The 25,230-nt window shown below is 43.9% G+C and carries 24 protein-coding genes, 1 rRNA gene, 2 pseudogenes and 1 riboswitch; of the genes and pseudogenes, 3 read left to right on the forward strand and 24 right to left on the reverse strand.

All coding sequences use genetic code 11. The features are described from left to right. Positions 1 to 91: 91 nt before the first annotated feature. The 4 genes from pcrB to BIV59_RS18365 form a co-directional block, all read right to left on the reverse strand. Positions 92 to 775, reverse strand: coding sequence for a heptaprenylglyceryl phosphate synthase (pcrB, locus tag BIV59_RS18350; RefSeq protein ID WP_071352907.1), 684 nt, complete (start codon positions 773 to 775; stop codon positions 92 to 94). A 247-nt stretch (positions 776 to 1,022) separates the two neighbouring features. Further along, positions 1,023 to 1,316 (reverse strand): YerC/YecD family TrpR-related protein, encoded by a 294-nt coding sequence (locus BIV59_RS18355; protein ID WP_071352908.1) that lies wholly within the window; start codon positions 1,314 to 1,316, stop codon positions 1,023 to 1,025. Positions 1,317 to 1,347: 31 nt separating this feature from the next. Continuing rightward, positions 1,348 to 2,385 (reverse strand): DUF3048 domain-containing protein, encoded by a 1,038-nt coding sequence (locus BIV59_RS18360; RefSeq protein WP_071352909.1) that lies wholly within the window; start codon positions 2,383 to 2,385, stop codon positions 1,348 to 1,350. Positions 2,386 to 2,457: 72 nt separating this feature from the next. Then, entirely contained in the window at positions 2,458 to 4,200 is a 1,743-nt protein-coding gene (locus BIV59_RS18365) for an adenine deaminase C-terminal domain-containing protein (RefSeq protein WP_170846193.1), read from the reverse strand. Positions 4,201 to 4,379: 179 nt separating this feature from the next. Between BIV59_RS18365 and BIV59_RS18370 the strand changes: the two genes are divergently transcribed. After that, positions 4,380 to 4,637 carry a YgaP family membrane protein gene (locus BIV59_RS18370; RefSeq protein ID WP_071352910.1) on the forward strand — a complete coding sequence of 86 codons (258 nt, stop codon included), beginning with the start codon at positions 4,380 to 4,382 and terminating at the stop codon, positions 4,635 to 4,637. A gap of 129 nt (positions 4,638 to 4,766) precedes the next feature. On the opposite strand, the gene BIV59_RS18375 is transcribed toward BIV59_RS18370, so the two are convergent. Next, positions 4,767 to 5,609, reverse strand: a complete 843-nt coding sequence (locus BIV59_RS18375; protein WP_071352911.1) for an aldo/keto reductase — start codon at positions 5,607 to 5,609, stop codon at positions 4,767 to 4,769. 267 nt (positions 5,610 to 5,876) lie between these two features. On the opposite strand from BIV59_RS18375, the gene BIV59_RS18380 reads away from it, so the two are divergent. Next, on the forward strand, positions 5,877 to 6,497 hold the full coding sequence (locus BIV59_RS18380; protein WP_071352912.1) for an NAD(P)-dependent oxidoreductase: 621 nt from the start codon (positions 5,877 to 5,879) through the stop codon (positions 6,495 to 6,497). A gap of 34 nt (positions 6,498 to 6,531) precedes the next feature. Here BIV59_RS18380 and BIV59_RS18385 read toward each other — a convergent pair whose 3' ends face one another. The 17 genes and pseudogenes from BIV59_RS18385 to BIV59_RS24540 all read right to left on the reverse strand — a co-directional run bounded on the left by BIV59_RS18385 (position 6,532) and on the right by BIV59_RS24540 (position 22,712). Then, positions 6,532 to 6,801, reverse strand: a complete 270-nt coding sequence (locus BIV59_RS18385) for an excalibur calcium-binding domain-containing protein (protein WP_071352913.1) — start codon at positions 6,799 to 6,801, stop codon at positions 6,532 to 6,534. A 257-nt stretch (positions 6,802 to 7,058) separates the two neighbouring features. Then, positions 7,059 to 8,333: a phosphoribosylamine--glycine ligase gene (gene purD / locus BIV59_RS18390; RefSeq protein WP_071352914.1), complete on the reverse strand. Its 1,275-nt coding sequence runs from the start codon at positions 8,331 to 8,333 to the stop codon at positions 7,059 to 7,061. A 402-nt stretch (positions 8,334 to 8,735) separates the two neighbouring features. Then, the gene (purH, locus tag BIV59_RS18395; RefSeq protein ID WP_083392252.1) at positions 8,736 to 10,274 is read right to left on the reverse strand and encodes a bifunctional phosphoribosylaminoimidazolecarboxamide formyltransferase/IMP cyclohydrolase; all 1,539 of its coding nucleotides are present in this window, start codon (positions 10,272 to 10,274) and stop codon (positions 8,736 to 8,738) included. A gap of 19 nt (positions 10,275 to 10,293) precedes the next feature. Further along, the gene (gene purN, locus BIV59_RS18400) at positions 10,294 to 10,860 is read right to left on the reverse strand and encodes a phosphoribosylglycinamide formyltransferase (RefSeq protein WP_071352916.1); all 567 of its coding nucleotides are present in this window, start codon (positions 10,858 to 10,860) and stop codon (positions 10,294 to 10,296) included. A 101-nt stretch (positions 10,861 to 10,961) separates the two neighbouring features. Beyond that, the gene (gene purM, locus BIV59_RS18405) at positions 10,962 to 11,990 is read right to left on the reverse strand and encodes a phosphoribosylformylglycinamidine cyclo-ligase (RefSeq protein ID WP_071352917.1); all 1,029 of its coding nucleotides are present in this window, start codon (positions 11,988 to 11,990) and stop codon (positions 10,962 to 10,964) included. A gap of 100 nt (positions 11,991 to 12,090) precedes the next feature. Further along, complete coding sequence (gene purF / locus BIV59_RS18410) at positions 12,091 to 13,506, reverse strand: amidophosphoribosyltransferase (protein ID WP_071352918.1); 1,416 nt, start codon at positions 13,504 to 13,506, stop codon at positions 12,091 to 12,093. Beyond that, the gene (gene purL, locus BIV59_RS18415; protein WP_071352919.1) at positions 13,491 to 15,713 is read right to left on the reverse strand and encodes a phosphoribosylformylglycinamidine synthase subunit PurL; all 2,223 of its coding nucleotides are present in this window, start codon (positions 15,711 to 15,713) and stop codon (positions 13,491 to 13,493) included. The genes purF and purL overlap by 16 nt, the downstream gene beginning before the upstream one ends. Beyond that, complete coding sequence (gene purQ / locus BIV59_RS18420) at positions 15,697 to 16,383, reverse strand: phosphoribosylformylglycinamidine synthase subunit PurQ (RefSeq protein WP_071352920.1); 687 nt, start codon at positions 16,381 to 16,383, stop codon at positions 15,697 to 15,699. Before purQ ends, purL begins: the two co-directional genes overlap by 17 nt. Further along, the gene (gene purS, locus BIV59_RS18425; RefSeq protein ID WP_071352921.1) at positions 16,380 to 16,634 is read right to left on the reverse strand and encodes a phosphoribosylformylglycinamidine synthase subunit PurS; all 255 of its coding nucleotides are present in this window, start codon (positions 16,632 to 16,634) and stop codon (positions 16,380 to 16,382) included. Before purS ends, purQ begins: the two co-directional genes overlap by 4 nt. Next, positions 16,627 to 17,346, reverse strand: coding sequence for a phosphoribosylaminoimidazolesuccinocarboxamide synthase (purC, locus tag BIV59_RS18430; RefSeq protein WP_071352922.1), 720 nt, complete (start codon positions 17,344 to 17,346; stop codon positions 16,627 to 16,629). The genes purS and purC overlap by 8 nt, the downstream gene beginning before the upstream one ends. A 91-nt stretch (positions 17,347 to 17,437) precedes the next feature. Next, positions 17,438 to 18,730 carry an adenylosuccinate lyase gene (gene purB, locus BIV59_RS18435; protein WP_071352923.1) on the reverse strand — a complete coding sequence of 431 codons (1,293 nt, stop codon included), beginning with the start codon at positions 18,728 to 18,730 and terminating at the stop codon, positions 17,438 to 17,440. After that, a complete protein-coding gene (purK, locus tag BIV59_RS18440; protein ID WP_071352924.1) occupies positions 18,727 to 19,887 on the reverse strand; it encodes a 5-(carboxyamino)imidazole ribonucleotide synthase in 1,161 nt (386 codons plus the stop codon). The genes purB and purK overlap by 4 nt, the downstream gene beginning before the upstream one ends. Next, the gene (purE, locus tag BIV59_RS18445; protein ID WP_071352933.1) at positions 19,871 to 20,359 is read right to left on the reverse strand and encodes a 5-(carboxyamino)imidazole ribonucleotide mutase; all 489 of its coding nucleotides are present in this window, start codon (positions 20,357 to 20,359) and stop codon (positions 19,871 to 19,873) included. The genes purK and purE overlap by 17 nt, the downstream gene beginning before the upstream one ends. 133 nt (positions 20,360 to 20,492) lie before the next feature. Further along, positions 20,493 to 20,595: riboswitch (purine riboswitch) on the reverse strand. Between the two features lie 78 nt (positions 20,596 to 20,673). Beyond that, positions 20,674 to 20,856 (reverse strand): NETI motif-containing protein, encoded by a 183-nt coding sequence (locus BIV59_RS18450; RefSeq protein WP_071352934.1) that lies wholly within the window; start codon positions 20,854 to 20,856, stop codon positions 20,674 to 20,676. 10 nt (positions 20,857 to 20,866) lie between these two features. After that, the gene (locus tag BIV59_RS18455; RefSeq protein WP_071352925.1) at positions 20,867 to 21,412 is read right to left on the reverse strand and encodes a DUF2179 domain-containing protein; all 546 of its coding nucleotides are present in this window, start codon (positions 21,410 to 21,412) and stop codon (positions 20,867 to 20,869) included. Between the two features lie 758 nt (positions 21,413 to 22,170). Next, a pseudogene (locus tag BIV59_RS24535) lies at positions 22,171 to 22,509 on the reverse strand (transposase); the annotation flags it as partial. Continuing rightward, complete coding sequence (locus tag BIV59_RS24540; RefSeq protein WP_071352927.1) at positions 22,470 to 22,712, reverse strand: hypothetical protein; 243 nt, start codon at positions 22,710 to 22,712, stop codon at positions 22,470 to 22,472. The pseudogene BIV59_RS24535 and the gene BIV59_RS24540, both read right to left, overlap by 40 nt. 309 nt (positions 22,713 to 23,021) lie before the next feature. Between BIV59_RS24540 and BIV59_RS18470 the strand changes: the two genes are divergently transcribed. Further along, positions 23,022 to 23,513 carry a GNAT family N-acetyltransferase gene (locus tag BIV59_RS18470; protein ID WP_071352928.1) on the forward strand — a complete coding sequence of 164 codons (492 nt, stop codon included), beginning with the start codon at positions 23,022 to 23,024 and terminating at the stop codon, positions 23,511 to 23,513. A gap of 452 nt (positions 23,514 to 23,965) precedes the next feature. Here the strand turns inward: BIV59_RS18470 and BIV59_RS23320 are convergent. Next, positions 23,966 to 24,886 (reverse strand): annotated as a pseudogene (locus BIV59_RS23320) (IS1595 family transposase). A gap of 153 nt (positions 24,887 to 25,039) precedes the next feature. After that, positions 25,040 to 25,156 (reverse strand): 5S ribosomal RNA (rrf, locus tag BIV59_RS18480). Positions 25,157 to 25,230: the final 74 nt, after the last annotated feature.

The raw sequence follows: 25,230 nt of genomic DNA on the forward strand, positions 1-25,230 counted from the left end.
ACAAGCAGAAAGGCCTTTTCCCCTTAACTCCCTGCTTGATATTGGCCTCATAGTGCCAGGTGCTTCGGGATTGAATCAGAACCTTCAAACTCTATTTAACAGCTTTTACTGTTTCCAGTGCCGCTTCCAGGTTATCATAAATAATATTTCCGACTACAATGACATCTGCATGAGCTGCCATTTCCTTAGCCTGCTCTGCTGAAGCAATGCCGCCCCCATAAAAAAAGACAGCTTCTTCCAAATTACTTTTTGCTTTTTCTGCGACAAGAGGATCTCCGTACATTCCGCTGTACTCCAGATAAAAAATAGGAAGATGAAACATTCTTTCGGCCATCATCGCATAGGCTCCAACATCCTCGGCATCCTTGTTTGCATCAGCCTTTGTTAAAAGCGCTGCCTTGCTGTAAGGATTAAGAATGCAGTATCCTTCTACAAATATTTCGTCCCAGTTCATGATTTCCCCGTATTCCTTCACAGCTTTATGATGCAGATTCATAATCCAATCCGGATCTGTGCTGTTTAAGACAGAGGGAATAAAGTACAGATCAAATCCTGGCGTTACCGTCTCTGCGTCAGAAATCTCCAGGACACATGGCACGGTATATCTGCGCACCCTTGCCATTAAATCCAATACTTTTTCAAGGGTGATGCCGTCAGATCCCCCCACCATGATGGCGTCTGTTCCGGATTCGCAGATCGCCTCCAGCGCCTCATCACTTATTTCCTTATCTGGATCGAGTTTGAACACATGCTTCCACTCGCGAAAATCGTACATCGTTATCCTCCATTCTAATTCCCATTACATTATAGCATTAAGATTTTTCAATAAAAAAGAGATGTATTTGCAAAAAATTTCTGAAACAAATACGAAAAGCTCATGTCCTGCCCAGGCAAGTATATGCAAGCAAGAACAGAAGGCCCGGACTCATAGCTATCATGAACCTGCCCAGTATCCCCTAAAAAACAAAAAGCCGGAATAGATAATCCGGCTGTCTGTGCTGATTTTATAAGCGTTCGGTAACTCAGTCTTCCGCAATTCGGTCAAGTGCCATTGTATAGGCATCGTTTCCGTAGTTTAAGCAGCGCTTAACCCGTGAAATCGTAGCTGTGCTTGCGCCTGTCTCCGTTTCGATTTTATGATAGGTTTTTCCTTCTTGAAGCATGCGTGCAACCTCAAGGCGCTGTGCAAGTGACTGAATTTCATTCACCGTGCACAAATCATCAAAAAACCGATAGCATTCATCCAAATCTTTTAAAGTCAAAACCGCTTTAAAAAGCTGGTCCAGTTCTTTTCCTCTTAATTTCTCTATTTGCATAGTGTATCTCCTTTAAATGTCTGATTCCCTATTACTTATAGGATAGGCTGCCAGCAAGCCCGGGATGATCCGGGATGATATTCACCCACGTTTTTCCGGGGACGAGGCCTGCCTCTTTGCCATTCCTGAAAGGAACGATTTCCCCGTGTACATTCTTCCACTCTACTTTGTTCACTTTCCCTTTTTGAAAGAGATATCCTTTGCCGCCTGAAGTAAAGTTAATATCACGGCGCCCGTAGCTGTCAATAATCTTGTGATGCGCCTCAATCACTAAAATATTGTCAAGCAGAATGGATGCACCTGTTTTATATTCCACCGTTTGCTGATTGTTTGTATACCGTTTATATTTTCCTTGGGCATTATCATACGCATAAGTATCATCGAATGATGCGGAACCATATGAAACGGAAATCGTTCCTGCCGGGTCTCCCTGCAATTCCTTCAGCTGCTTAGCGTTCAAAAATGAAAAGGCCCTGGGCGCGCCGGTTAAATTAAACGATTTCATTTTTGCTCCCTTTTCAATGCTGCTGTAGGTAATATAGGAATTATGCGGAGCTTTCCGGTCTGAAGATCGTTTGAACAGTGTGCCATCATACTGGATCCCATTCAGATTATCAATATAACCGCTTTTGAGCAGTTTTTTGGCATCAGGGCTATAACCATGTGCTATATAAATACTATTGAAGCCTTTGGCCAATTTTACAAAGTAATCCCGCGCACTGCGGACTGGACCTGCCTGCTCTGGCTTTTCACTTTGATATACAGCCAAGAACCTGGTTATACCTGCTTCAGCAAGCATTTCGTACACAACATCTGCTTTGGAAAGCCCTGTTTGCGGCCTTGCCTTCGGATGATTGTTAATCATGATGGCAATTGCCCTGCTGTCCGCAGAATTTTTCGTGCCTATACCCGTTAAAGGGTACTTATATGAACCTTGCTTTATATCTGTATCTTTAGTTTTAGTGCTATCCGTTGACCGAGGTTCCTGTTTGGGTTTGTCATCTTGTTTATGGCTGCAGCCAGCCACCAGAAGAAACGAAGACAGCAGGATTGAAAAAGTTTTACGCATGGTGACCGCACACTCCCTGACTAAATTTTCAGGCTCTTTCCCTCGAGGTTGAAAAACTTCTTCTTTTATATTTTAACGCATTATAGAAGGAAAGAGTATAGTTTTCTTCATAACATCGTATACTCCATTTTGAGTCACCCGGATATAAGGCAGGTGGGTGGATGAGAAGAACTGCATCGTATAAATCGGGTCAGAAAAAGGATATCCCCTCTCCTTCAATAACTGCTTTAATTCCTTTTCTTCCTTTATAAGCATCTCTACCGGTTTGTCTGACATCAATCCCTTTAGTTTCAGAGGAAGTTCGAAGATAATTTTACCATTTTCAGCAAGTACTATGCCCCCGCCTATTTCTTTCATTCTGTTAAAGGCAAGGATGATGTCTTCCTTCCGTTTGCCAATCGCCACAATATCACCCGTGTTGGAATAAGAGCTTACAATCCCGCACAGCCTGTCTGCAAATCCTTTTACAATTGTATTGATGCGCCACGTGCCGCCCCTGTCGAGCATGGAGAAAAAACACTCATTGTGATCAAAGGACAGCTCTCCATATGATACGTCGGAGGAGATGGAATAGGGCTTCGTAATCACGTCATTCACCATTTCGATCCCAAACGGCATGGAAAATTCGAGATCATCAAAATCCATCTTCCAGTCAAGCTTTAGCGGCTCAAAATCATATTCTGTCCAATCTATATCAGTATCGGCTTCAAGGTTTACGCCGTCTTTTTTCACCCACTTGCCCTTGGCGAGCACCGAAACAGGAACTGGGTTTTTCTCGTCAGATAAAAAATTGATGTTTGCCACCCGGCCGGTCGCAATGGTTCCATGCAGGTATTCAATGTTATAATACTTCGCTATGTTAATAGTCGCCATGTTATAAGCATCAATTACCGGTATTCCCCGGTCAATCGCCATTTTAATCATCACATCAATCAGTCCATTTTCATAGAAGGAAGGCGGAGACCCGTCTGTTGTAAAAAAGAACCTATCGAAATGGGATATGCCCATTTCCAAGATTTCATCGAGCAGCACAGGGAGATCCGGACGGATGGATGAATACCTGAGTGAAACGGTATATCCCTGCAGCAATCGTGTCATTACTTCTTTACCTGTCATGGCTTCATGATCACAGCCTGCGCCGAACAGCATCATCTTTGCAAGCGTTTTCTCTGAAGCGCCGGGAAAGTGCCCTTCAATCTGTTTCCTCATTCTCTTCGCTTCCTGAATCCAGTGCAGCATCATATCATCCCCTGCAAGCAGGGATGGCCAGCCAGTCAGTTCACCGCCCTGCAGGACCGCATCATGCTCAAGCCAGGACTTGATATCTTCATGAGTAAAAACCCTCTCATCATTCCTGAGCTCAGTCTGTGAATCAAAGCGGCACCACCAGTACATGGAAGACGGTATATTACGGAGCTCCCTCAACAAAGTAAACGCTTTCTTTTTATCTAATTGCAAAAAGAGCAAAAGGTTATCATTGATCAATGTGGTTGTCCCGTAGTATGACGAATAGCGGGCATACGTCTGGGGATTATATAACTGAAATGGATGGGAATGAGGTTCAATGTAACCCGGAACCAGAACCTGGCCCTTGCAATCCTGCACCTCACAGCCCGTGATATCGTCAGGAAGCTTTTCGCCTACGTAAATGATCCGGTCTTCATAGATCCAGATATTCGCTTTCATCCATTTACGCAGATACTGATTTAAATAAGTAGTATTTTTCAATAAGATATGCGGAGCCTTCATGCCATCCAGCACGTCAATATGCTCGCGCAGCTGCATATTTTTCCACCTGTAGCGCTGTTCCAGCAATTCTAATCCCTCCGTTTAATCGGGATATACATTTCATTGTATTATCAAAGGGGTTTTTTATGACCCGGACAAAAGGAAAATGCAACCCAATTTTCCTTAATAGTACCATATTCAGTATATTAACACATTAAAGTTTAGCAATTTAATGTTAAAACTTTATGAAGGGAGGGCAATAAGATATGAACGATAACCAAAATATTAGTATAATGAATGGCTTTGTAAGAATGACATGCGGACTAACCCTGCTCACATGGTCAACAGCCAAACTCGTCAGGAAACCTTGGAAACAATCTTACTTGCTGACTGCCATGCTTGCCTCCATGAAAGTTGCCAGCGGCGCCACACGTTATTGCCCAATAACAGATGCCATGGAAAGAAATCGAAACCTTGCGGATGCTTTAATGCCAGATGCCATCAAGCAGGAAATGCATAAGTGAATTAGGCCAAACATCAAGGCAGCGGAGATACCAGATAATCCTCGCTTAAACAGCCCGAATGCCTTACAAGAAAAAGAGGCTGTGCCGCTAGTCATGAATCTGACCAATGGCACAGCCTCTATTTAGGATTTAGAAATCAATATGGTCCGGGTCAGGACCGACACGCTTATTTTGATTCAATTCATCTATTTTTACCATTTCGTCTTCAGTCAGCTGGAAGTCAAATACCTTTGCATTTCCTGTAATCCTCTGCTCTTTCACAGACTTAGGGATTGTGATGACTTCATGCTGCAGATCCCAGCGCAAAATAACTTGAGCAACTGTTTTATTATGCTTATTGGCAATTTCAGCAAGCACAGGATGATCAAGCAGCTGCCCTTGCATTAATGGAGACCATGCCTCCACTTGAATGCCTTGTTCTTTACAATACGCCCGTACCTCTTCTTGAGTTAAACGCGGGTGAAGTTCAACTTGATTGATCACTGGCTTGACTTGCGCGTCCTTCATTAAATCTTTTAAGTGATGCACCTGGAAGTTGCTCACGCCAATAGCCTTCACTTTTCCGTCCTGATAAAGCTTTTCCAGGCCTCTCCAGGCGTCTTTATATTTTCCTTCAACAGGCCAATGAATCAGATATAAATCCAGGTAATCAAGACCCAGCTTTTTCAAGCTCAGCTCATATGCTGCCATGGCTGTCTCGTATCCTAAATCTGAATTCCAAACCTTAGATGTCACGAACAGCTCCTCGCGGGTGATGCCGGCTTCCTTCAACCCTTCTCTGATTCCCTGGCCTACTCCCTCTTCATTTTCATAAATAGCCGCTGTATCAATGCTGCGGTAGCCGTGCTTGATTGCTGTTTTAACCGCTTCAACAAGCTCTGGACCTTCTTCCACCTTAAACACACCAAGGCCGAACCAAGGCATTTTTGTTCCATTATTCAGCGTAACACGATCTTGTAATGAACTCGCCATTTAATAAACCCTCCCTATATTTATAAGTGCCTAACTTTGAGCGCACTAGTTATTCATGTAAATATCCTGCAAAACTAGTATGGGAGATATGCTTTCAGAAAAAAAGTACGCACTTTTTTGTAATATAGGAACCAAAAAGTTCTTCAGTCACTTTTTAGTTCCTGTAAACCCTGCACTCAAACTAGAATCCGCCAAGGCAATATGATACATTTTCATTATTATTGCAATACCTTTCTTACCGAAAATTATCTTATGAGGTGATGATTTTTGAATCTGCTAATATTAGGGGCAACAGGGCGAGTCGGCAGCCATTTAGTCACATATGCCCTTCAGGAAGGTCATCATGTAACAGCATTGGTCCGCTCTCCTGAAAAAATTGAGATTTCAGATGAAAAACTAGCTGTTCTGGAAGGAAATGTGCTGCAAATTAAGGATATACAAGCTGCCTTACACGGCTGTGATGCCGTGATCAGCGCATTGAACACAGATAAAACCACAACACTTTCAGATAGTATACCGCGTATATGCGATGCAATGAAAAAAGAGGGAATTACAAGGCTGGTTACAGTCGGTACCGCGGGGATCCTCCAAAGCAGGCTTGAGCCAGATAAGCTTCGCTACCAATCCAGCGAATCAAGACGAAGGTCTGCCGCTGCAGCAATTGAACATCATAAGGTTTACACCTTCCTTAAAGATAGCGGACTTGAGTGGACGATAGTCTGCCCTACCTATCTGCCTGATGGAATAAGGACAGGAAGCTATCGTACTGAACGGGATATGCTTCCTGAGGGAGGAACGGAAATATCGGTTCAGGATACAGCAGAGTTTGCCCTGTCTCAGCTAAAAAGCACGGAATTCATGAAGCTGCGTGCAGGGATTTGTTATTAAGCCACAGAGCATAAAAAAAAGAGCATTTCAGCTCTTATCTTTCACATGCAATTCCATCTTTGTCTCTGTCGCTATGGCTGTTTTTACTGTAAAGGGCGCTTGATACGTACGGCCTGTAGTGCGTTTTTCCGCCCTTGTTTTTAACCTTTGACGATTTTGCCACTCCGCCTTTGTATACCTTGTTTAATGCTGTACAATTTTTGTAGGTGATGATTTTTGTACTTGCTTTAGCGTTGTCTCCTGCGCTGAATGAAAAACCAAGCACCAAACCAAATGACAGTAAAATCACGGATAATTTCTTCATAACCATCCATCCTTTCCAATTAATTACTTTAAACCTTACATATCATAAAACATTTGATACAGGTTTTCTATTGGTATATAATTCCTTTTTCGCAGATTATTATTGAAAAATAGATAATCATCCGCTCCCGGAACAAAATTGCCCTCTATTTCTCTATGTATCTGTTTTTATTTACAGCAGCTGTTCGTGCGGCCTTCAGAGCTGTCAGGCTTATTGTTATTCCACTATAAAAGCCGCCCTTTAAGAGGCGGCTTATGCTATTTTAACGCTTCGGCCTTCAGCGCTTTATGTCCAATGTCCTTTCTCCAATAAAGCCCTTCGCTTTTTACGCGTCCCATTTCTTTATATACCTTATCCTGCGCTGCCGAGAGATTTGCACCTTTGGCAGCAACCAAAAGAACACGACCTCCTGCTGTGATCACCTGTCCAGAGCTGTTTATTCCAGTTCCGGCATGATATATATGAAGGTCTGATGAAAGATTGTCAATTCCCTCAATCACAGCGCCTTTTTTATAATTCCCCGGATAGCCCTTTGCAGCTGCTACCACTCCGATGACTGCATCTGAATCCCAATTCAGTTCATAATCACGACCCTCAAGGACTGCCTCAAGCGTTTCCGCAAAGTCGTTTTGGAGACGCGGCAGGACAACCTGTGTTTCCGGATCTCCGAAGCGGGCGTTGAATTCAATCACTTTTGTGCCTTTTTTTGTAGAAATCAAGCCGGCATACAGCACTCCGGTAAAAGAACGTCCCTCTTTTACCAGTGCAGCTGCTGCGGGTTTCAGCACCGTTTCAACTGCTTGCTCAACGGTTTCTGCAGAAATATGGGGTACTGGAGAATACGCACCCATGCCCCCTGTGTTCGGGCCTTCGTCTCCGTCATAAGCCCGCTTATGGTCCTGTGCGATAGCCATCGGATACACCTTTTCTCCGTTCACAAAGGCCATCAGAGAAAATTCCTCACCATCCAAAAACTCTTCAATAACAACTCTTGATGAGGCAGCCCCGAATTTTGAATCAATCAGCATGTCCTTAAGCGCGTAATTTGCTTCCTTAATGGAATGTGCCACCACGACACCCTTTCCGGCAGCAAGGCCATCCGCTTTAATGACAATTGGGGCACCGTTTTTCTCCAGATATGCTTGTGCTGAAGAAAGGTCTGAAAAAGTTCCATACTCTGCGGTCGGAATGCCGTATTTCTTCATCAGATCCTTGGCAAAGGATTTGCTGCCTTCTATTTCCGCAGCAGCCTTTTCAGGCCCGAATACCTTAAGGCCAGCCGCCTTAAAATCATCTGCCAGTCCGTTCAATAAAGGAGTTTCCGCTCCTATAAAGGTAAGATCAACATGGCGGGATTTTGCAAAAGCAATCAGCCCCTCATGGTCGGATTCATTAATGTCAGCCAAGACCGCTACGTCTGTCATTCCCGGATTGCCAGGAGCAGCATACACCGTATCCACCCGTTCACTTTCATAAAGCTTTCTCGCGATTGCATGCTCCCTGCCGCCGCGGCCAATAACTAATACATTCATGCCTGCTCACCTCTTTATTGGTTTTTTTGTAGTGCTTATATATAAATGCAGAAGGCAGTTTTCGTAAAATTTGCCGCATGGAACAAGGGGTTGATTTCCGCTCCAGGATGCTCGCTTTCCGTGGGGCGGGCGGTGAGCCTCCTCTGCTGCGCTTGCGGGGTCTCACCTTCCCGCTAATCCCACAGGAGTCTCGCACCTTACACTCCAATCAACCCGGTTTAACAACAGGATCGCTTCACAGAACAATTAAAAAACAACAAACTTTAAGTAAAGAGCCTTAAAAAAAGAAAATATTCCTTTCGTTCCCATTTAATTGGATAATAATATCCAATTCCTGCTTCATTCGAGCCAAATTGGCGTCAATTAGATCGAATGATTAATAGAAGACCTGGAAATGGGTGCTTAATGTTTAAAATGGCGCACTCCCGTGAAGACCATGGCAATTCCATATTCATCCGCTTTTTGGATAGAATCCTCATCGCGGACAGAACCCCCCGGCTGAATGATGGCTGTAACACCTGCTTGATGGGCAGCTTCTACAGTATCATCCATTGGGAAGAAAGCATCAGAAGCCAGGGCGCTTCCTTTGGCTTTTTCTCCCGCCTGCTCCAGGGCGATTTTAGCCGATCCGACCCTGTTCATTTGCCCGGCACCGACACCAAGCGTCATTTTGTCATCACAAACCACAATGGCGTTCGATTTAACATGCTTCACAATTTTCCATCCAAGCTTCAGGGCTTCCCATTCCTTTTCTGTTGGTTCCCGTTTAGTAGGCACTGAGATTTCTGCTTCTTCAAAGCCATAGGCATCACTATCCTGCACCAGCAAACCGCCTTGTACAGAAGAGAGCTTTTTCTCAAGCCTATTATCACCTTCAAAGGAAACCGTCAGAAGACGGATGTTCTTCTTACCAGTCAACACCCCAAATGCTTCTTCCGAGAAGGATGGTGCAATAATAATTTCCAGGAAGATTTCACGCAGCTTTTCTGCCGTTTCTTTATCCACTTCCCGGTTTAGCGCGATGATTCCGCCAAAAATCGAAGTAGGATCTGCTTCGTATGCTTTAGCAAATGCCTCTGAAATACTGGAACCAGTTCCGACACCGCATGGATTCATGTGCTTGACAGCCACAGCTGCGGGCTCACTGAATTCCTTCACGATCTGCAGGGCTGCATCGGCGTCATTGATGTTATTATAGGAAAGCTCTTTTCCGTGAAGCTGCTGAGCATGGGCAACGGAGAAGGATGCTCCTGATGGTTTGCTGTAAAAAGCAGCTTTTTGGTGCGGATTTTCTCCATATCTTAAAGATTGCTTCAGGTTATAAGTAACCGTAAGGCTCTCCGGGTTTTCTTCTTCAGCAAGCTCTGTCATATACTCGGATATTACGGCATCATATGCAGCTGTATGACGGAAGACCTTTGCGGCAAGCTTTCTTTTGAAGCTGAACGAAACATCTCCTTCATCTTTAAGCTGCGCAAGCACTGTATCATAATCAGCATGATCGACGACCACTGTAACAAACTCATGGTTTTTTGCAGCCGAGCGAAGCATGGTTGGTCCGCCGATATCAATATTTTCAATGGCATCCTCTGCCGTTACATTCTCTTTTGCAATCGTCTGCTGGAAAGGATAAAGATTTACGCAAACCAATGAAATTGGCTGGATCTGATTTTCCTCGAGCTGTGCTTTGTGGGAGGCATCATTCGGCCTTGCCAATAAACCGCCGTGAACATTCGGGTGAAGGGTCTTTACTCTTCCGTCCAGAATTTCAGGAAAGCCAGTCACCTCGCTAATTCCAGTTACTTCGATTCCATTTTCCTGAAGGGCCTTTTTCGTTCCCCCTGTAGAAATAAGTTCAAAGCCCGCTTCCTTTAATCCTTTAGCAAATTCAATGATTCCTGTTTTATCAGAAACGCTTAGCAATGCGCGTTTAGTCATCATGATCCCTCCGTATAATGTTTTATGTATGCAATATCTTATTTAACACTTTGGGATACAGTTCATGCTCCACAGCTTGGATCCTTTTTTGCAGAGCTTCCTTCGTATCTCCCGGTAAAATGAGAACCCTTTTTTGGGCAATGGCCGGACCGGTATCCATGCCTTCATCCACATAATGTATGGTCACCCCGGTTTCCTTCACGTCTGCATTAAACGCTTGTCCTATGGCATCCTTCCCGGGGAAAGCCGGCAAATAGGATGGATGGATATTTATGATTTTCTGCGGGAATTTTTGCAGCAGAGTAGGGCCGATCAGGCGCATATATCCGGCAAGAACAATGTATTCCGCTTCGTGCTCCGAAAGCTCCGATAAAATTTCCAGTTCAAACATTTCCTTGCTTTCATAATCTTTTGGCGAAAAACAAAAAACGTTAACTCCTTCGCCTGAAGCTCTTTCAAGGACTAGTGCGCCTGGACGGTCACAGACAAGCAAGGTGATTTCAGCCTTTAAACGCCCTGCTTTAATTTCGTCCGCAATAGCCTGAAAGTTGCTTCCGCTTCCTGAAGCGAAAACAGCAATTTTTTTCATAGTCTCCCCCTTAGAAAACTTGTCAAAAACGGAAAACCGCCACATCCTAAAGCATCTATTTAAAGCACGCCCGGGTGACGGTACTATCCATCTATCAGCACTTACTCATTAAACGAAACTCCCTTATCGCCTGTCACTTTTCCGATTACATATGCTTTTTCTCCGCATTCTTCAAAATGGCTGATAAGATCTGCTGCATCGTTTTCATCTGCAGCGAGTACCATTCCGATACCCATGTTAAAAATATTGAACATTTCAGCTTGGTTCAGATTGCCCCTTTTTTCAAGAAAGCTGAAAATAGCAGGAATAGCCCAGGAATTCTTTTGAATGTCCGCGCCTAGGTTTTCAGGCATCATCCGGGGAATGTTTTCAATAAATCCGCCGCCAGTGATATGGGCCATACCTTTTATCTGATATTTTTTCATAGCTGATAATAGAGGTTTAACGTAAATTTTTGTTGGAGTCAGCAATTCTTCTCCAAGTGTTGTGCCGAGTTCTTCGAAGTAGCTGTGTAAATCAAGCTTTTCATCTTCTAGAAGAATCTTGCGGACCAGCGAATAGCCGTTGCTGTGGATGCCGCTTGAAGCAAGGCCTATCAGCACATCTCCCGCTTTTATGCTGTTCCCGTTTACAAGTCCGGACTTCTCGCAGGCTCCTACCGTAAAGCCTGCCAAATCGTATTCATCATCATGATACATCCCAGGCATCTCAGCCGTTTCTCCGCCGATCAGCGCACACCCGGCATCCCTGCAGCCCTCTGCCACGCCTTTAACAATGCTTTCAATTACATCCGGCTTGGCTTTTCCGCATGCAATATAATCCATGAAAAAAAGCGGTTCTGCTCCTTGCACAACAATATCATTCACACACATTGCCACACAGTCGATGCCGATTGAATCATGCTTATCAAGCATAAATGCCAGCTTAAGCTTCGTACCAACACCATCCGTTCCTGAAACAAGAACAGGCTCCTTTAAACCTAATGCCGATAGGTCAAACATACCGCCAAATCCGCCCAAGCCATTCAGAACCTCAGGGCGCAGTGTCCGCTGAACGTGCTTTTTCATGCGGTCCACAGCCTCGTAGCCCGCTTCAATATCCACACCTGCATCTTTGTACGCATTGGCCATTTATATTTCAGTCCTCTCTATTGAAACCTCCGCCATCAACCGTAAAGATGGCAGAACCTTTGGCATTGCTTGCCTGAAACAAATTTAATCAAACGTTTGATTAACACTTTTGGCTAAGCTGGAGCTTGGTTTCCTCGAATATTTCAGTCGGATATTTACCCGTGAAGCAAGCCATGCACTGACCATGAAGCTCTCCCTCAAAAGGCCTTCCGATTCCAGCGACCGTTCTTTCCACGCTTAAGAACGTAAGCGTGTCCGCACCGATAATTTTGCGGATTTCTTCAACAGAATTGTCGGAGGCGATCAATTCCTCCGTTGTGGAAGTATCGATTCCGTAATAGCATGGATTTTTTATCGGCGGCGAGCTGATCAAAACATGAACTTCCTTTGCTCCGGCTTCCTTCAAAAGAGATACAATTCTTTTGCTGGTCGTCCCGCGCACAATGGAATCATCCACCATAACCACCCGTTTGCCCTCAACCACTCCCCGGACGGCAGAAAGCTTCATCTTCACACCCTGTTCACGAAGTGACTGTGAAGGCTGGATGAAGGTCCTTCCGACATAACGGTTTTTAATCAGGCCAAGCTCATAAGGAATACCTGTTGCTTCGGCATACCCAATAGCCACTGATATGCTGGAGTCAGGTACACCTGTTACTACATCCGCTTCTATAAAGGCTTCTAAAGCAAGCTGTTTGCCTAAATTTTTTCTCGCTGTATGAACATTGATACCATCAATATTGCTGTCCGGACGCGAAAAGTAAATATATTCCATCGTACACATCGAGCGCTGTGTGGAAAGCGAGAAACGTTCTGAGGCAATGCCGGAATCATCAATCACAAGAAGCTCTCCAGGCTGGATATCCCTGATAAACTCCGCTCCGACAATATCAAGGGCACATGTTTCTGAAGCAACCACATACGCCTCTCCAAGCTTTCCTAAAGAAAGCGGGCGCAGTCCATGCGGGTCAAGTGCGACAAGCATCTGGTTTTCATCCATAATAAGGAACGCGTAGGCGCCTTTTAACATGGAAAGGGCATTTTTCACCCGGCTCTTGAAGTCGGAGAAGCCGCCTTTTTTTATCAAGTGCGCAAGAACCTCGGTGTCAGAGGTAGTCTGGAAGATGCTTCCCTGTGCTTCAAGCTGCGCTTTTAGCTGGACGGCGTTAACCAGGTTTCCGTTATGGGCCAGGGCCATTCCCCCGCTCTGGGAATTAAACAGCAGCGGCTGGACATTTTCATATCCTCCGCCGCCAGATGTTGCATATCTCACATGGCCGATTGCCGCATTGCCGGAAAGACTTTGCATCTTGTCAGCTGTAAAAACTTCGGTAACAAGTCCTTCTCCCTTAATGCCGCTGAGGCGCCCGCCATCTGTCAAGACGATCCCTGCACCTTCCTGGCCGCGGTGCTGCAGGCTGTGAAGGCCGTAATACGTAATCTGCGCTGCATCCTCATGTCCCCAGACCCCAAACAATCCGCACTCTTCATTTAATCCTTTTAATTCAGCAAGCATGGTATCGCTCCTCTCCAGGCTGAAAACAGTTCTTCAGTATTTCCATCAACAATTGTATTGTTTTCGCTGTCCATAATCGTGAGGAAACCTGAATCATTCACTTCACCGATATGAATTGCATCTTTTATGCCTGCTTCAAATGACTCTTTATTTTCCGGTCTAACGGAAATAAGGAAGCGGGATTGTGTTTCACTGAATAATTCACAAACCGTATTTCCTTTTAACATCACGCTTGCCCCAAGACCGTTCCCTCCAAAAAGTGATTCAGCAAGTGCAACTGCCAATCCGCCTTCTGCAAGGTCATGTGCAGAAGAAACAAGTCCGCCCCGGATGGCATTCAGCAGCTGATTTTGGCGCTTTTTCTCAAGATCCAGATCAAGTTCCGGTGCTGTTCCAAAAATTTTCCCATGGATCATTTTCTGAAGCTCGCTGCCGCCGAATTCGTTTTCTGCCTGTCCGATTACATAAATGAGATCTCCCTCATTTTTAAAGTGTTGAGTAGTGATATGGGAAAGGTCCTTTACTAGGCCAACCATGCCGATAACCGGGGTCGGGTAAATCGCCATCCCATTTGTTTCGTTATATAAAGATACATTTCCGCCAATCACCGGGGTGCCCAGTGTGCGGCATGCCTCGCTCATTCCATCTGCTGCTTTTTCAATCTGCCAGAAAATCTCCGGCTTCTCAGGATTTCCGAAGTTAAGGCAATCCGTAATCGCCAGGGGTTCTGCACCGGAACAGACAATATTCCGTGCTGCTTCTGAAACTGCAATCCTTCCGCCTGCTTCAGGATCCAGGTAGAGATACCTGGAATTACAATCGGTTGTCATGGCAAGCGCCTTATTGGTATCCCTGATTCGGACAACCGCTGCGTCAGAACCCGGGGGAACAACCGTGGAGGTCCTGACCATATAATCATACTGATCATACACCCATTCCTTGCTGGCAATCGTCGGCTGCTTAAGCAGGTCTTTAAGGGTTTCTTTATAATCATCCACCTGCGGAACAGGCATTTCCATTTCCTGAAACTTACGGAAATACTCTGGCTCGCGGGAAGGTTTATGATATACCGGCGCTTCCTCTGCCAAAGCATCGGCAGGCACATTTGCCGCAATTGAGCCATTGTGGTAAAGCCTTAGCATTTTATCATCCGTTACTTTCCCGACTGCAACAGCTTCCAGATCGTACTTTTGGAACAGCTCAATAATTTCCTGCTCACGCCCTTTTTTTACGACGATCAGCATTCTCTCCTGTGACTCTGAAAGCATCATTTCATAAGCGGTCATCCCTGTTTCGCGCTGTGGCACAAGGTCTAGATTCATCTCGATTCCGGACCCCGCTTTACTGGCCATTTCAGCTGATGAGCTTGCAAGTCCTGCAGCGCCCATATCCTGAATTCCAACCAGTGCATCTGAACCAATCAATTCAAGGCATGCTTCAAGCAAAAGCTTTTCCATGAACGGATCCCCAACCTGTACAGCAGGGCGCTTTTCCTCAGATGCATCTGTAAGCTCTTCAGAAGCGAATGTCGCACCATGAATGCCATCACGCCCTGTTTTGGCTCCAACATACATAACCGTATTTCCCGTTCCGCGGGCCTGGCCCTTCTGGATTTCATCATGATTGATCAAACCGACGCACATCGCATTCACCAGGGGATTTCCTGCATAGCAAGGATCAAACTGGATCTCTCCCCCAACCGTCGGAATGCCGATGCAGTTTCCGTATCCTGCAATGCCGGCCACAACCTCTTTGAATAGATACTTCACACGGGGATTATCAAGCTCACCGAAACGAAGCGAGTTTAATAGAGCGATAGGGCGTGCCCCCATTGAAAATACATCACGGATGATCCCGCCAACTCCTGTTGCCGCTCCCTGGTAGGGTTCGATTGCAGAAGGATGGTTATGGCTCTCAATCTTAAAAACCACTGCCTGATTATCGCCAATATCCACAATCCCTGCTCCTTCACCAGGACCCTGGAGCACTTTTTCGCCTGTTACCGGAAATTTTTTCAGCACGGGTTTAGAGTTCTTGTACGAGCAATGCTCAGACCACATTACTGAAAACAATCCTGTTTCCGTATAGTTCGGTGTACGGCCGAGGATTTTTTCAACCATCGCAAATTCTTCATCACTAAGTCCCATTTCTGCATAAATCCGTTTATCCTTGATCGTTTCCGGACTTGGCTCAAGCATTAATTGCATATGATTCCCTCCAGTTTCTCACGATTGACTGAAATAACTTTATACCATCGGCGCTTCCAAGCAAGCTGTCTACAGCACGCTCCGGATGCGGCATCATTCCGAGTACATTTCCTCTTTCATTCACAATCCCGGCAATGTCCCCGAGGCTTCCATTAGGATTTTCTCCATTGTACGTGAACACGATTTGATTATTCTTTGTCAGTGACTGCAGGGTTTCTTGATCACAATAATAATTGCCTTCACCATGTGCAATGGGAATTGTGATGACTTCACCCTTTGAATAACCTGTTGTGAATAATGTTCCGGCGTTTGTAACCTTAAGGCTGGCAGGGCGGCAGATAAATTTCAGATCACTATTTCTTAGCATGGCTCCAGGTAAAAGCCCAGCCTCCAGGAGAATTTGGAATCCGTTGCAGACCCCAAGGACCGGCTTTCCTGCTTCCGCTGCTTTTATGACTTCAATCATGATCCTTGAAAAGCGTGCAATGGCACCTGAACGCAAATAATCTCCATATGAAAAGCCCCCTGGCAAAAGCACGGCGTCATATTCATCTAAACTGTCAGCAGTATGCCACACATATTCTGCTTCTTCTCCAAGCTCATCCTTTATGGCATGCAGCATGTCTATATCACAATTGGACCCCGGAAAAACAATGACGGCGAATTTCACTGTGATACGACCTCCTCGATTTCGCAGCGGTAATCTTCAATGACTGTATTCGCCAGAAGCCTTTCACACATATCTCTTACAAGCTGGTCCACATCATTTTCGCTTTTCTCGATCATAAGCTCCATGTATTTCCCTATTCGGACATCTTTCACCTCTTCATACGTTAAGCTGTGCAGTGAATGCATGACTGCTGTTCCCTGGGGATCCAGTACACTTTCCCTTAATGTGATATAGACTTTAACTTTATACATGCTGACGTCCTCCAAGCTTTGCTAAAATTTTTTCATATGCATCTGTGAGGCTTCCAAGGTCTCTGCGGAATACATCTTTATCGAGCTTTTCATTTGTTTCAGAATCCCATAAACGGCATGTATCTGGAGATATTTCATCAGCCAGCAGGATCTCATTGTCCCCTGTCTTGCCGAATTCAAGCTTGAAATCAATCAGATTCACACCCAGTTCTTTAAAAAAGCTTGATAAAAAGGTATTCACCTTGAGTGCCTGTTCCTTTAGCTGCACTAATTCTTCCTTAGATGCAAGACCAAGCTCCCAAATGTGGTCTTCAGTCAATAGCGGATCGCCCAGCTCGTCATCCTTATAATAAAATTCCACCAATGTTTTCTTTAACGGTGTGCCCTCTAAAAGCCCAAGGCGTTTAGACAAAGTCCCTGCTGCTGTATTCCGGACCACAACTTCAAGCGGGATGATGGCAACCTTTTTCACCAGCTGTTCGCTGTCCGATGTTTTTTTTATAAAATGAGACGGAATCCCCGCTTCATGAAGCTTTGAAAATATCAGACTGGAAATCTCATTATTGAGCCTGCCTTTGCCTTCTATTTCTTCCTTCTTCACACCATTAAAAGCTGTAGCAGAATTCTTATACGAAACCCATACTATATTTTCATCGTCTGTTGCATAAATTCTCTTGGCTTTACCTTCGTACAGCAATTCGCGCTTTTCCATTTCGAGGCCCCCATATACGGAATATTGGCAATTTTATTTTTAAAGAGATTGTTATGGAAGTCCCTGCCGCCAGACGGCAGCAGGGGAATTATCATAATCCCAGACGGTCAAAGATCACATCTGCATATTTCAGGTGGTAATGGTAATCAAAGCAGTCATCGAGCTCTTCCTTTGTTAACAGGCTGGTGATTTTATCATCCTGTTCAAGCAACGAGCGGAAAGGGACCTGCTCTTCCCAGGCAGCCATGGCATGCGGCTGGACCGTATCATACGCTTCTTCACGAACAAGGCCTTTGTCGATCAGCGCAAGCAGCACACGCTGTGAATAGATTAAGCCAAGTGTGCGGTCCATGTTCCGCTTCATATTCTCAGGGAATACGGTCAGGTTTTTCACAATATTCCCAAACCTGTTCAGCATATAATTCAAAGCGATTGTTGCATCAGGCAAAATGATCCGCTCTGCTGAAGAATGTGAAATATCACGCTCGTGCCAAAGGGCAACATTTTCATACGCTGTCATCATATAACCGCGGATGACGCGTGCCATACCTGTCATATTTTCCGAACCGATCGGATTGCGCTTATGAGGCATAGCAGAAGACCCTTTTTGGCCTTTTGCAAAAAATTCCTCAACCTCTCGTGTCTCACTTTTCTGAAGGCCGCGTATTTCTGTTGCAAACTTCTCAATTGATGTAGCAATCAAAGCAATTGTGCTGAGATAATGCGCATGGCGGTCCCGCTGCAGAGTTTGCGTCGAAATCGGTGCAGCCTCAAGGCCAAGCTTTTCGCATACATATTGCTCAACAAACGGGTCAATATTGGCGTACGTTCCGACAGCTCCGGAAATTTTGCCGAACTCGATATTCTTCCTGGCTTCCTTGAAACGATTTACATTCCGCTTCATTTCTTCGTACCAAAGAGCAAGCTTAAGGCCAAAGGTAGTAGGCTCGGCATGAACTCCGTGAGTACGCCCCATCATCACGGTATGCTTATGTTCACGGGCTTTGTTTTTCAAGATTTCCACAAAACGGTCCAGGTCTTTCTCAAGAATTTCATTTGCCTGCTTCAGGACATAAGAAAGGGCTGTGTCGACAACATCCGTAGAGGTAAGTCCATAATGGACCCATTTGCGCTCATCTCCCAATGTTTCTGAAACTGCTCTTGTAAAAGCAACCACATCATGGCGGGTTTCTTCTTCAATTTCCTGTATCCTTTTTGCATCAAAAGAAGCATTCTTGCGAAGAAGCTTCACATCTTCCTTTGGTATCACTCCAAGCTCTGACCATGCCTCACATGCCAGAATCTCCACTTCAAGCCATGCTTTAAAGCGGTTATCCTCTGTCCAGATCGCACCCATTTCCGGGCGTGTATAACGTTCAATCATGATTGGTCCTCCGTTTCGCTTTCTCTTAGCCAAATGCCGCTTTCACGTATCTCGGAAAGAGCTGCATCGATAGACTCCCGCAGCAGGGTAACATGCCCCATTTTCCGGTTGTGCTTAGCTTCTTTTTTTCCATAAAGATGTATGTTCCAATCCTTCAGGCCAGGAATCGCCTTCATAATCGGATCGATATGCTGTCCAAGTATGTTCACCATCACGGCCGGCTTCATTAATTCAGTACTTCCAAGAGGCCAGTTGCATATCGCACGTATATGCTGCTCAAACTGTGAAGTTTCGCACGCCTCTATCGTATAATGCCCGGAATTATGGGGCCGCGGTGCAAGCTCATTGATGAGAATGCTGTCGTCTTCTGTCAGAAACATTTCTACAGCAAGTGAACCGACAAGTCCGGCAGATTCGGCCAGTTTTCCGGCCATCTCCCGAGCCTTTTTCTCCGCTTCAGCGCTAATGCGCGCCGGTACAATAGTCTGATGTAAAATGTTTTCAACATGAAGGTTTTCCGCAACAGGAAAATAACTTATTTCGCCATTTTCTTTCCTTGCCACAATCACAGAGATCTCTTTTTTATATGGTACCCATGCCTCCAGCACACAAGCTCCATGCTTCAGCAAAGGGGCAGCCATTGCGATATCTTCCTGTTTCCGGATGACAAGCTGCCCTTTTCCGTCATAGCCGCCCCGTGATGTTTTAAGAACGCTTGGATAGCCCAGCTCGTCTATCTTATCATAAACGTCTTGAAGCTCATTAATTTCAAAATATGGAGCAAGCATCGCCCCTGCCTCACGTATCGCTTTCTTTTCCGTGATGCGGTCCTGTGTCATTTTTAACAGCTCGGAGCCTTGAGGAAGATATGCATGCCCCTTCAGCCAATCCAGTGCTTCTGAGCTAATATTTTCAAATTCATAGGTAATCACGTCACTGGCTTCAGCAAGCTTTTCAAGTGCCCGCATGTCATCATATTCCCCAATGATTTCAACATCTGCCACCTGTGCTAATGGTCCATTTTCTGCTGGATCGATAACAGCAATGTTCAGCCCGGCTGACTTTGCATACAGTGCCATCATTCTGCCTAATTGCCCTCCGCCGATAATGCCTACCGTCTGCCCCGGAAGGATCACTTTCTCATTTAAGCTGTTCATTGCTCAATAGCACCTTATCTCTGATTTCATCACGCATGGACTGAAGCCTTTGTGCAAGCTCCTTATCCTCGATGGCAAGCATCTGTGAGGCAAGCAGCCCGGCATTTGTGGCACCTGCTTTTCCTATGGCAACGGACGCGACCGGAATCCCGCCAGGCATCTGGACAATCGACAGCAATGAATCAATGCCCTTCAGTGCTTTAGACTGCACAGGCACCCCGATGACGGGCAATGTAGTTTTTGAAGCAACCATGCCTGGCAGGTGGGCAGCTCCCCCGGCACCCGCTATAATCACTTTAATATCCCTATCCCTCGCGCTTCCTGCATATTCGAACATCACATCCGGTGTCCTATGGGCTGATACAACCCTTTTTTCATACGGCACCTCTAGCTGATCTAATGCCTCGCACGCATATTTCATTGTTTCCCAATCCGAAATGCTTCCCATGATAACGCCAACAGATGGTTTCATATACTCTCCTCCAGCTTGCCGGTTTTCTATTATCTCAAATAAAAAAACCGGACAGACCTTCCTCATAAAGAGAAAGCAGTCTGTCCGGAATGCAGTCTGTCCAACATTAAGAAACAAGACATCAAATCCTGGAAGTTCATCTACTTTCTCTCATAGTCCAATAATTTACGGTTATTGGGTAGAAACTTTTGGGCCATATCCCCAAGTATTATATGAGAGATTTCATTTTCACTATCACCATAGTAACGCTCACCATGTTTCACTGTCAAGCAATAATCGAATATTATCTTAATATAAATTAAAATCGTTCGTGTTTAGTCAATCAGCTTTGCTTCAAATACGATTTTCCTCTTTACAGGCTCATATTTTACCAGCCCATCTATCTTTTTTTCTTCAAAAATCGGCTTTTCTGTCCGTTTCACCGGCATATAGCCTTCCTCTTTCATCCTATACAGGCAATCATCAATGCTCTCGCCTTCCTGCACTTCAAAAATCATTTTACTTTTTTTACTCACCAAACAGCTTTCCTTTCTTCACGGATTTCACCCAAAAGCCACCGTGTATCGTTTTAGGTTCATAAGTAATAATAAATGCTTTAGGATCAATCTGCTTAATGACGGAATACACCTTCAGCTCATATTTTCTTGGTGTTAAGATCTGAAGAGCCATACGGTTCCCCTCAAGTCCCTGAGCCTCCCAGTTCGTTACCCCGAAGCCTTTATCACGGAGCAGCTTAGGCAGGTTTTTATCCTGTTCCGTTGAAATGACATTTACAGTAATATACCCCAACGCCAGCTTTTCTTCAATCTTCATCCCTGCCAGCACACCGATTCCATAGCCCGCAGCATATGCAATCAAATTCTGTATCTGATCGAGGTTATCCAGCACAAGCCTCAGGCCTATCACATATATAATGACCTCAATCATGCTGATGAATGCGGCCAAATACTTCTGGCCCTTCAAGGTTAGAATCATCCGAATCGTATTAAAAGAAACATAAACAATATTAATGGCCAGTATGATGCCAATCATGATAATGCCGTTCTCAAGCATATCCGTCACTCCGATGCAATATGTAGTTAATTGTGCTGTATCTTCATGTATTATATACCCCATTGCAGCCAAAACACATGAAAAATAGGAAGGTAATTCCTTACAAATGGAAGATTGTTGGCGAATTTCACAGGGATTCATAGTTTTCAGGCCTAAAATAATGCCTTATTGGTAAAAAGCTTAGATTTTGGACGCATAAATTTCCAATTATTTGGATAATAAGTCCAAATAGGCTGTCATTCGAGCGAAATCTGCTCTGTTTAGAGCCAAATCATCTTCCATTCGAGCGAAATTGCAGTCTATTCGAGCGAATTAACCAGGACGGATTCTGCTGACCTTTCATTTGCTTTTGTGGTCCCGGCTCTGCATGGACTTGCACAGGACGTTGCAGATTAGAAGAACTTCCTTGTCACTGTCCTTTACCTTCCATCGGCGCACGTGCTTAACTGCCGTGTTCAAGCTTCTGAACGGCAATAACCGTTTATAGGGTGATTGACTGATTTTCTTTTTTAATTTTTGGCTATGTTAAAGGGAATGGTTGATTTTCAGTAAAATTGGATGGTGGCACCTACCTGTTAAAATTAGAATGAGATTGTGAAGTTTTACACTTAAACTAAACCAGCTAATAGTTTGTCAATATTTTTCATTAAAATAACGAAATCCAACGTGATATACTAAAAAAGGGTATACCAAATAACCAAATAACCTTCATGTTCTCTCAACTGGAAGGTTTTTCGTTATTTACTTAGATGTTGTTTCTATGCTATATCTTGGAAAGTTGTTCTGTTTCTTAATAAGGCAAATATCCAGTGTAAGAGCTTATTTACACAAGCAATTACTGCTACTTTAAATGGTTTTCCTTCCTCTCGTTTCTTATCATAGAACTCTCGTAATTTCTTATTTCGAGGAATGATTTCATCGCTTGTTTTGCTCTTGCGACAGTCACGTATAGCGCAACGAACAGCCATATATAAGGCGTGACGAAGTCTGCTAGATCCTCTTTTTGTGATTCGGTTTTTTGTGGCAGTAAACTTGCCAGATTCGAAAACACTAGGGTCTACACCAGCGACAGCCACGAGCTTTTTAGGGTCAGTAAATCATAGTGTCCAATTGCTTCTAGTATGACAGGGGGCTTCTTACCTGTTTCATTTTGCACAAGTTCTAGAAACTCCACAAGTAACCCAAGCCCCTCAAGGGTATGAGATACTTTAAAGCTCTTACGAAATGATTTGCCTTTATCTAAAAAAGCTTGAACCTGACTTTCCCCCTTTGAAATATCCAGACCTAAGACTGGATTCATCCTGTATCATCTCCTAATCTCTTATTTTGCCGGTACCCCTTTTTCTTCTTGCAGTATCACAGCTTCGCTTGTTATACGAGATCTATGTCCCAACCAGCCTCAATCATGTTTCTACAAGTAGGGGGCAAACTGTTTAGCTGACGGGATCCAGGTCCCACGGGCAGTTACGTTTTACCCCGGCTACCGTTATAATAAGACCATATAAAAATTGGTCAACCAGAAATATTTTCATATCTGGATGACCTTATAATACGAACGTGGCAGTTTAGTTGAGCAAGGAATTATAATTAATAATTGAGGTGAATCATTATGAAAATCTACACAATTGAGGAATTACCGCAAAATAAAATAATGGATTTTTTTGTGTTGCATTGGGGAAGTACAGAAATGGTTATTTCCACTGGGGTTTATGATTGCAGTACATTAGATGGCTTCGCTGTTATAAATGAAGAAGTTAAAATCATTGGCTTAATTACTTACATAATTAAAGAAAACGAATGCGAAATTATATCATTAGATAGTGTAGATGAAGGTAGAGGCATAGGTACATCGTTAGTACAGGAAGTAGAAAAACTTGCTACCAAGAAAAAATGTAAGCTCGTCAAACTGATAACAACAAACGATAATTTATTAGCTTTAAAATTTTATCAAAAACGTGGTTTCATCCTGTCCGAAATTATAAATAATGCTGTTGAGAAAGCGAGAAAATTTAAACCTGAGATACCTTTAATCGGTAATGATGGTATCCCAATCAGAGATGAAATTGAATTGGTAAAATTCTTAAACTCCCATGAAAATTAAAAAATACCCAAAATATATCCTTTTTTAAAAAAGGCTGAGCCTTCAGGATGCTTATATTAAATTTTGAGTTAAAAGTTAAATCAAGAATCAACCCCATTCTTCCTAAAATAAAGGCAAGGCTGGTGCAATAACCAGAGTAGGATTAATCTCCATGAGTGCTACTCGTATAGAGTGCGACAATGTGCGACAATTTGTGATGCACCGTGGTCGTTGGAGTTAGACTAACGGTTGGGCTCAATGGCACCATAGTTCATCGACCTCCTTCGCCAGCCATACTGAAATATACCCGTTCTGTAACAATTTTCATCCTCTGTGGTGCAGAGTTTTTTTGCTGCATGGATGGCTAACGGGGGCTTTAGTAAAAAATGGACATCAAAATGCAATGAGCTTGGAGATACAATTCCCAGCTCATTTTTATGTGCACTTTTTATTTAGAATGAATAGTCTCTCAGTCATAACTTGTCTGCGGTTTCCCATGTTCCTTGAACACTTGCCAAGATAAGCATTTGTTTTTTCTTGCTTAAATCGCTTTCCATTTTTTTATTGTCGAGGAATTGAAACCACACCAGATAAAGCTGTAAATACTTCGTAGAAACACCATTAATACGACTTATCCAATTCTTTAAATGAAATGGAAATTATTAATATTATTGAGGTGGTAGATACCTTTCTTTACATATTCTTTCTTACTGCCATTTATGATGACGTGTTCCAAATCGGTTTTAGATGTATATGATTTGTAAGAATTATGAGCATCGGAAATAAGCACCGCATCATTCATGAAATGGGGTGTAGGGGCAGTATCAAATTTGCTCCATTAGTATTCTGCCTGAGCCACCACGTTTTCTTGGCTTACGGTTCGCTATAACTCTTCGTCCTTTCTGGCTTTCTAAGAAGTATGTTTCATCTACTTCTACTAGTACTTCAAAAATACCGGTACTATCGGTACTATCTTTTGCAAGAGCAAACAACACTTTATGCCTCCAATAAAAAGCAGATACATGAGTGATGCCAATTTTTTCAGCGGTCTTACGAAGTGATAGACCATTTAACATGCACTCAATAAAAGGAATCCATTTGTCTGTCTTTTTCGAACGATACATTGGAGAATTGGTTAAATCGCTACTTAATTTATGGCAGTCTTTGCACTTATAATGTTGGCGACCATCTCGCTTGCCATGACGAACCACTGATGTACTGCCACAATGACGACAATGAAAACCATGTGAAAACATCCTCTCTCTTAATTCACCAATTAAAGCACCTTGTTGTGTAGCGGAGGGCGAGAAATAACGAGTAAGATACCCTAAAATCGTTTCTTTGTCTCTATCCTTTAAAGAAGAAATATCAGCGTTTATTTTTGCTAAAGTCATTTGGATTACCCCTCTTGTTAATGAATACAGTTAGGATAATACAAACGATAACGATTTAATCAAAAACAACCAATAACTTTAACATAGCCTAATTTTTTTATAAATTATTTCTGCACACAAAAAAAGACCAGCATCTCTGCTGGCCTTCCGCTTGCTTGGCGGCGTCCTACTCTCACAGGGGGAGAACCCCCAACTACCATCGGCGCTGAAGAGCTTAACTGCCGTGTTCGGAATGGGAACGGGTGTGACCTCTTCGCTATCGCCACCAAACTATGAGGAACGTTGTTCTTTCAAAACTAGATAATAGAAGAAATATATATCAGACGTCATTTTGGTTAAGTCCT

This window comes from Bacillus sp. MUM 13 (genome assembly GCF_001866725.1).
In the GTDB taxonomy this organism is placed as follows: domain Bacteria; phylum Bacillota; class Bacilli; order Bacillales; family DSM-1321; genus Peribacillus.

What these genes read in the sequence shown, in the direction of transcription:
- purH (WP_083392252.1), bottom strand. Translation starts at nt 10,274, where the DNA reads ATGATGACTAAACGCGCATTGCTAAGCGTTTCTGATAAAACAGGAATC.
- purM (WP_071352917.1), bottom strand. Translation starts at nt 11,990, where the DNA reads ATGGCCAATGCGTACAAAGATGCAGGTGTGGATATTGAAGCGGGCTAC.
- purC (WP_071352922.1), bottom strand. Translation starts at nt 17,346, where the DNA reads ATGGAAAAGCGCGAATTGCTGTACGAAGGTAAAGCCAAGAGAATTTAT.
- BIV59_RS18360 (WP_071352909.1), bottom strand. Translation starts at nt 2,385, where the DNA reads ATGCGTAAAACTTTTTCAATCCTGCTGTCTTCGTTTCTTCTGGTGGCT.
- purN (WP_071352916.1), bottom strand. Translation starts at nt 10,860, where the DNA reads ATGAAAAAAATTGCTGTTTTCGCTTCAGGAAGCGGAAGCAACTTTCAG.
- BIV59_RS18375 (WP_071352911.1), bottom strand. Translation starts at nt 5,609, where the DNA reads ATGGCGAGTTCATTACAAGATCGTGTTACGCTGAATAATGGAACAAAA.
- BIV59_RS18450 (WP_071352934.1), bottom strand. Translation starts at nt 20,856, where the DNA reads ATGATTTTTGAAGTGCAGGAAGGCGAGAGCATTGATGATTGCCTGTAT.
- pcrB (WP_071352907.1), bottom strand. Translation starts at nt 775, where the DNA reads ATGTACGATTTTCGCGAGTGGAAGCATGTGTTCAAACTCGATCCAGAT.
- purD (WP_071352914.1), bottom strand. Translation starts at nt 8,333, where the DNA reads ATGAATGTATTAGTTATTGGCCGCGGCGGCAGGGAGCATGCAATCGCG.
- BIV59_RS18455 (WP_071352925.1), bottom strand. Translation starts at nt 21,412, where the DNA reads ATGCTTGAGAACGGCATTATCATGATTGGCATCATACTGGCCATTAAT.
- purB (WP_071352923.1), bottom strand. Translation starts at nt 18,730, where the DNA reads ATGATTGAACGTTATACACGCCCGGAAATGGGTGCGATCTGGACAGAG.
- purS (WP_071352921.1), bottom strand. Translation starts at nt 16,634, where the DNA reads ATGTATAAAGTTAAAGTCTATATCACATTAAGGGAAAGTGTACTGGAT.
- purF (WP_071352918.1), bottom strand. Translation starts at nt 13,506, where the DNA reads ATGCTTGCTGAATTAAAAGGATTAAATGAAGAGTGCGGATTGTTTGGG.
- BIV59_RS18355 (WP_071352908.1), bottom strand. Translation starts at nt 1,316, where the DNA reads ATGCAAATAGAGAAATTAAGAGGAAAAGAACTGGACCAGCTTTTTAAA.
- purL (WP_071352919.1), bottom strand. Translation starts at nt 15,713, where the DNA reads ATGCAATTAATGCTTGAGCCAAGTCCGGAAACGATCAAGGATAAACGG.
- BIV59_RS18385 (WP_071352913.1), bottom strand. Translation starts at nt 6,801, where the DNA reads ATGAAGAAATTATCCGTGATTTTACTGTCATTTGGTTTGGTGCTTGGT.
- BIV59_RS24540 (WP_071352927.1), bottom strand. Translation starts at nt 22,712, where the DNA reads ATGAATCCAGTCTTAGGTCTGGATATTTCAAAGGGGGAAAGTCAGGTT.
- purE (WP_071352933.1), bottom strand. Translation starts at nt 20,359, where the DNA reads ATGAAACCATCTGTTGGCGTTATCATGGGAAGCATTTCGGATTGGGAA.
- BIV59_RS18470 (WP_071352928.1), top strand. Translation starts at nt 23,022, where the DNA reads ATGAAAATCTACACAATTGAGGAATTACCGCAAAATAAAATAATGGAT.
- BIV59_RS18370 (WP_071352910.1), top strand. Translation starts at nt 4,380, where the DNA reads ATGAACGATAACCAAAATATTAGTATAATGAATGGCTTTGTAAGAATG.
- purK (WP_071352924.1), bottom strand. Translation starts at nt 19,887, where the DNA reads ATGAACAGCTTAAATGAGAAAGTGATCCTTCCGGGGCAGACGGTAGGC.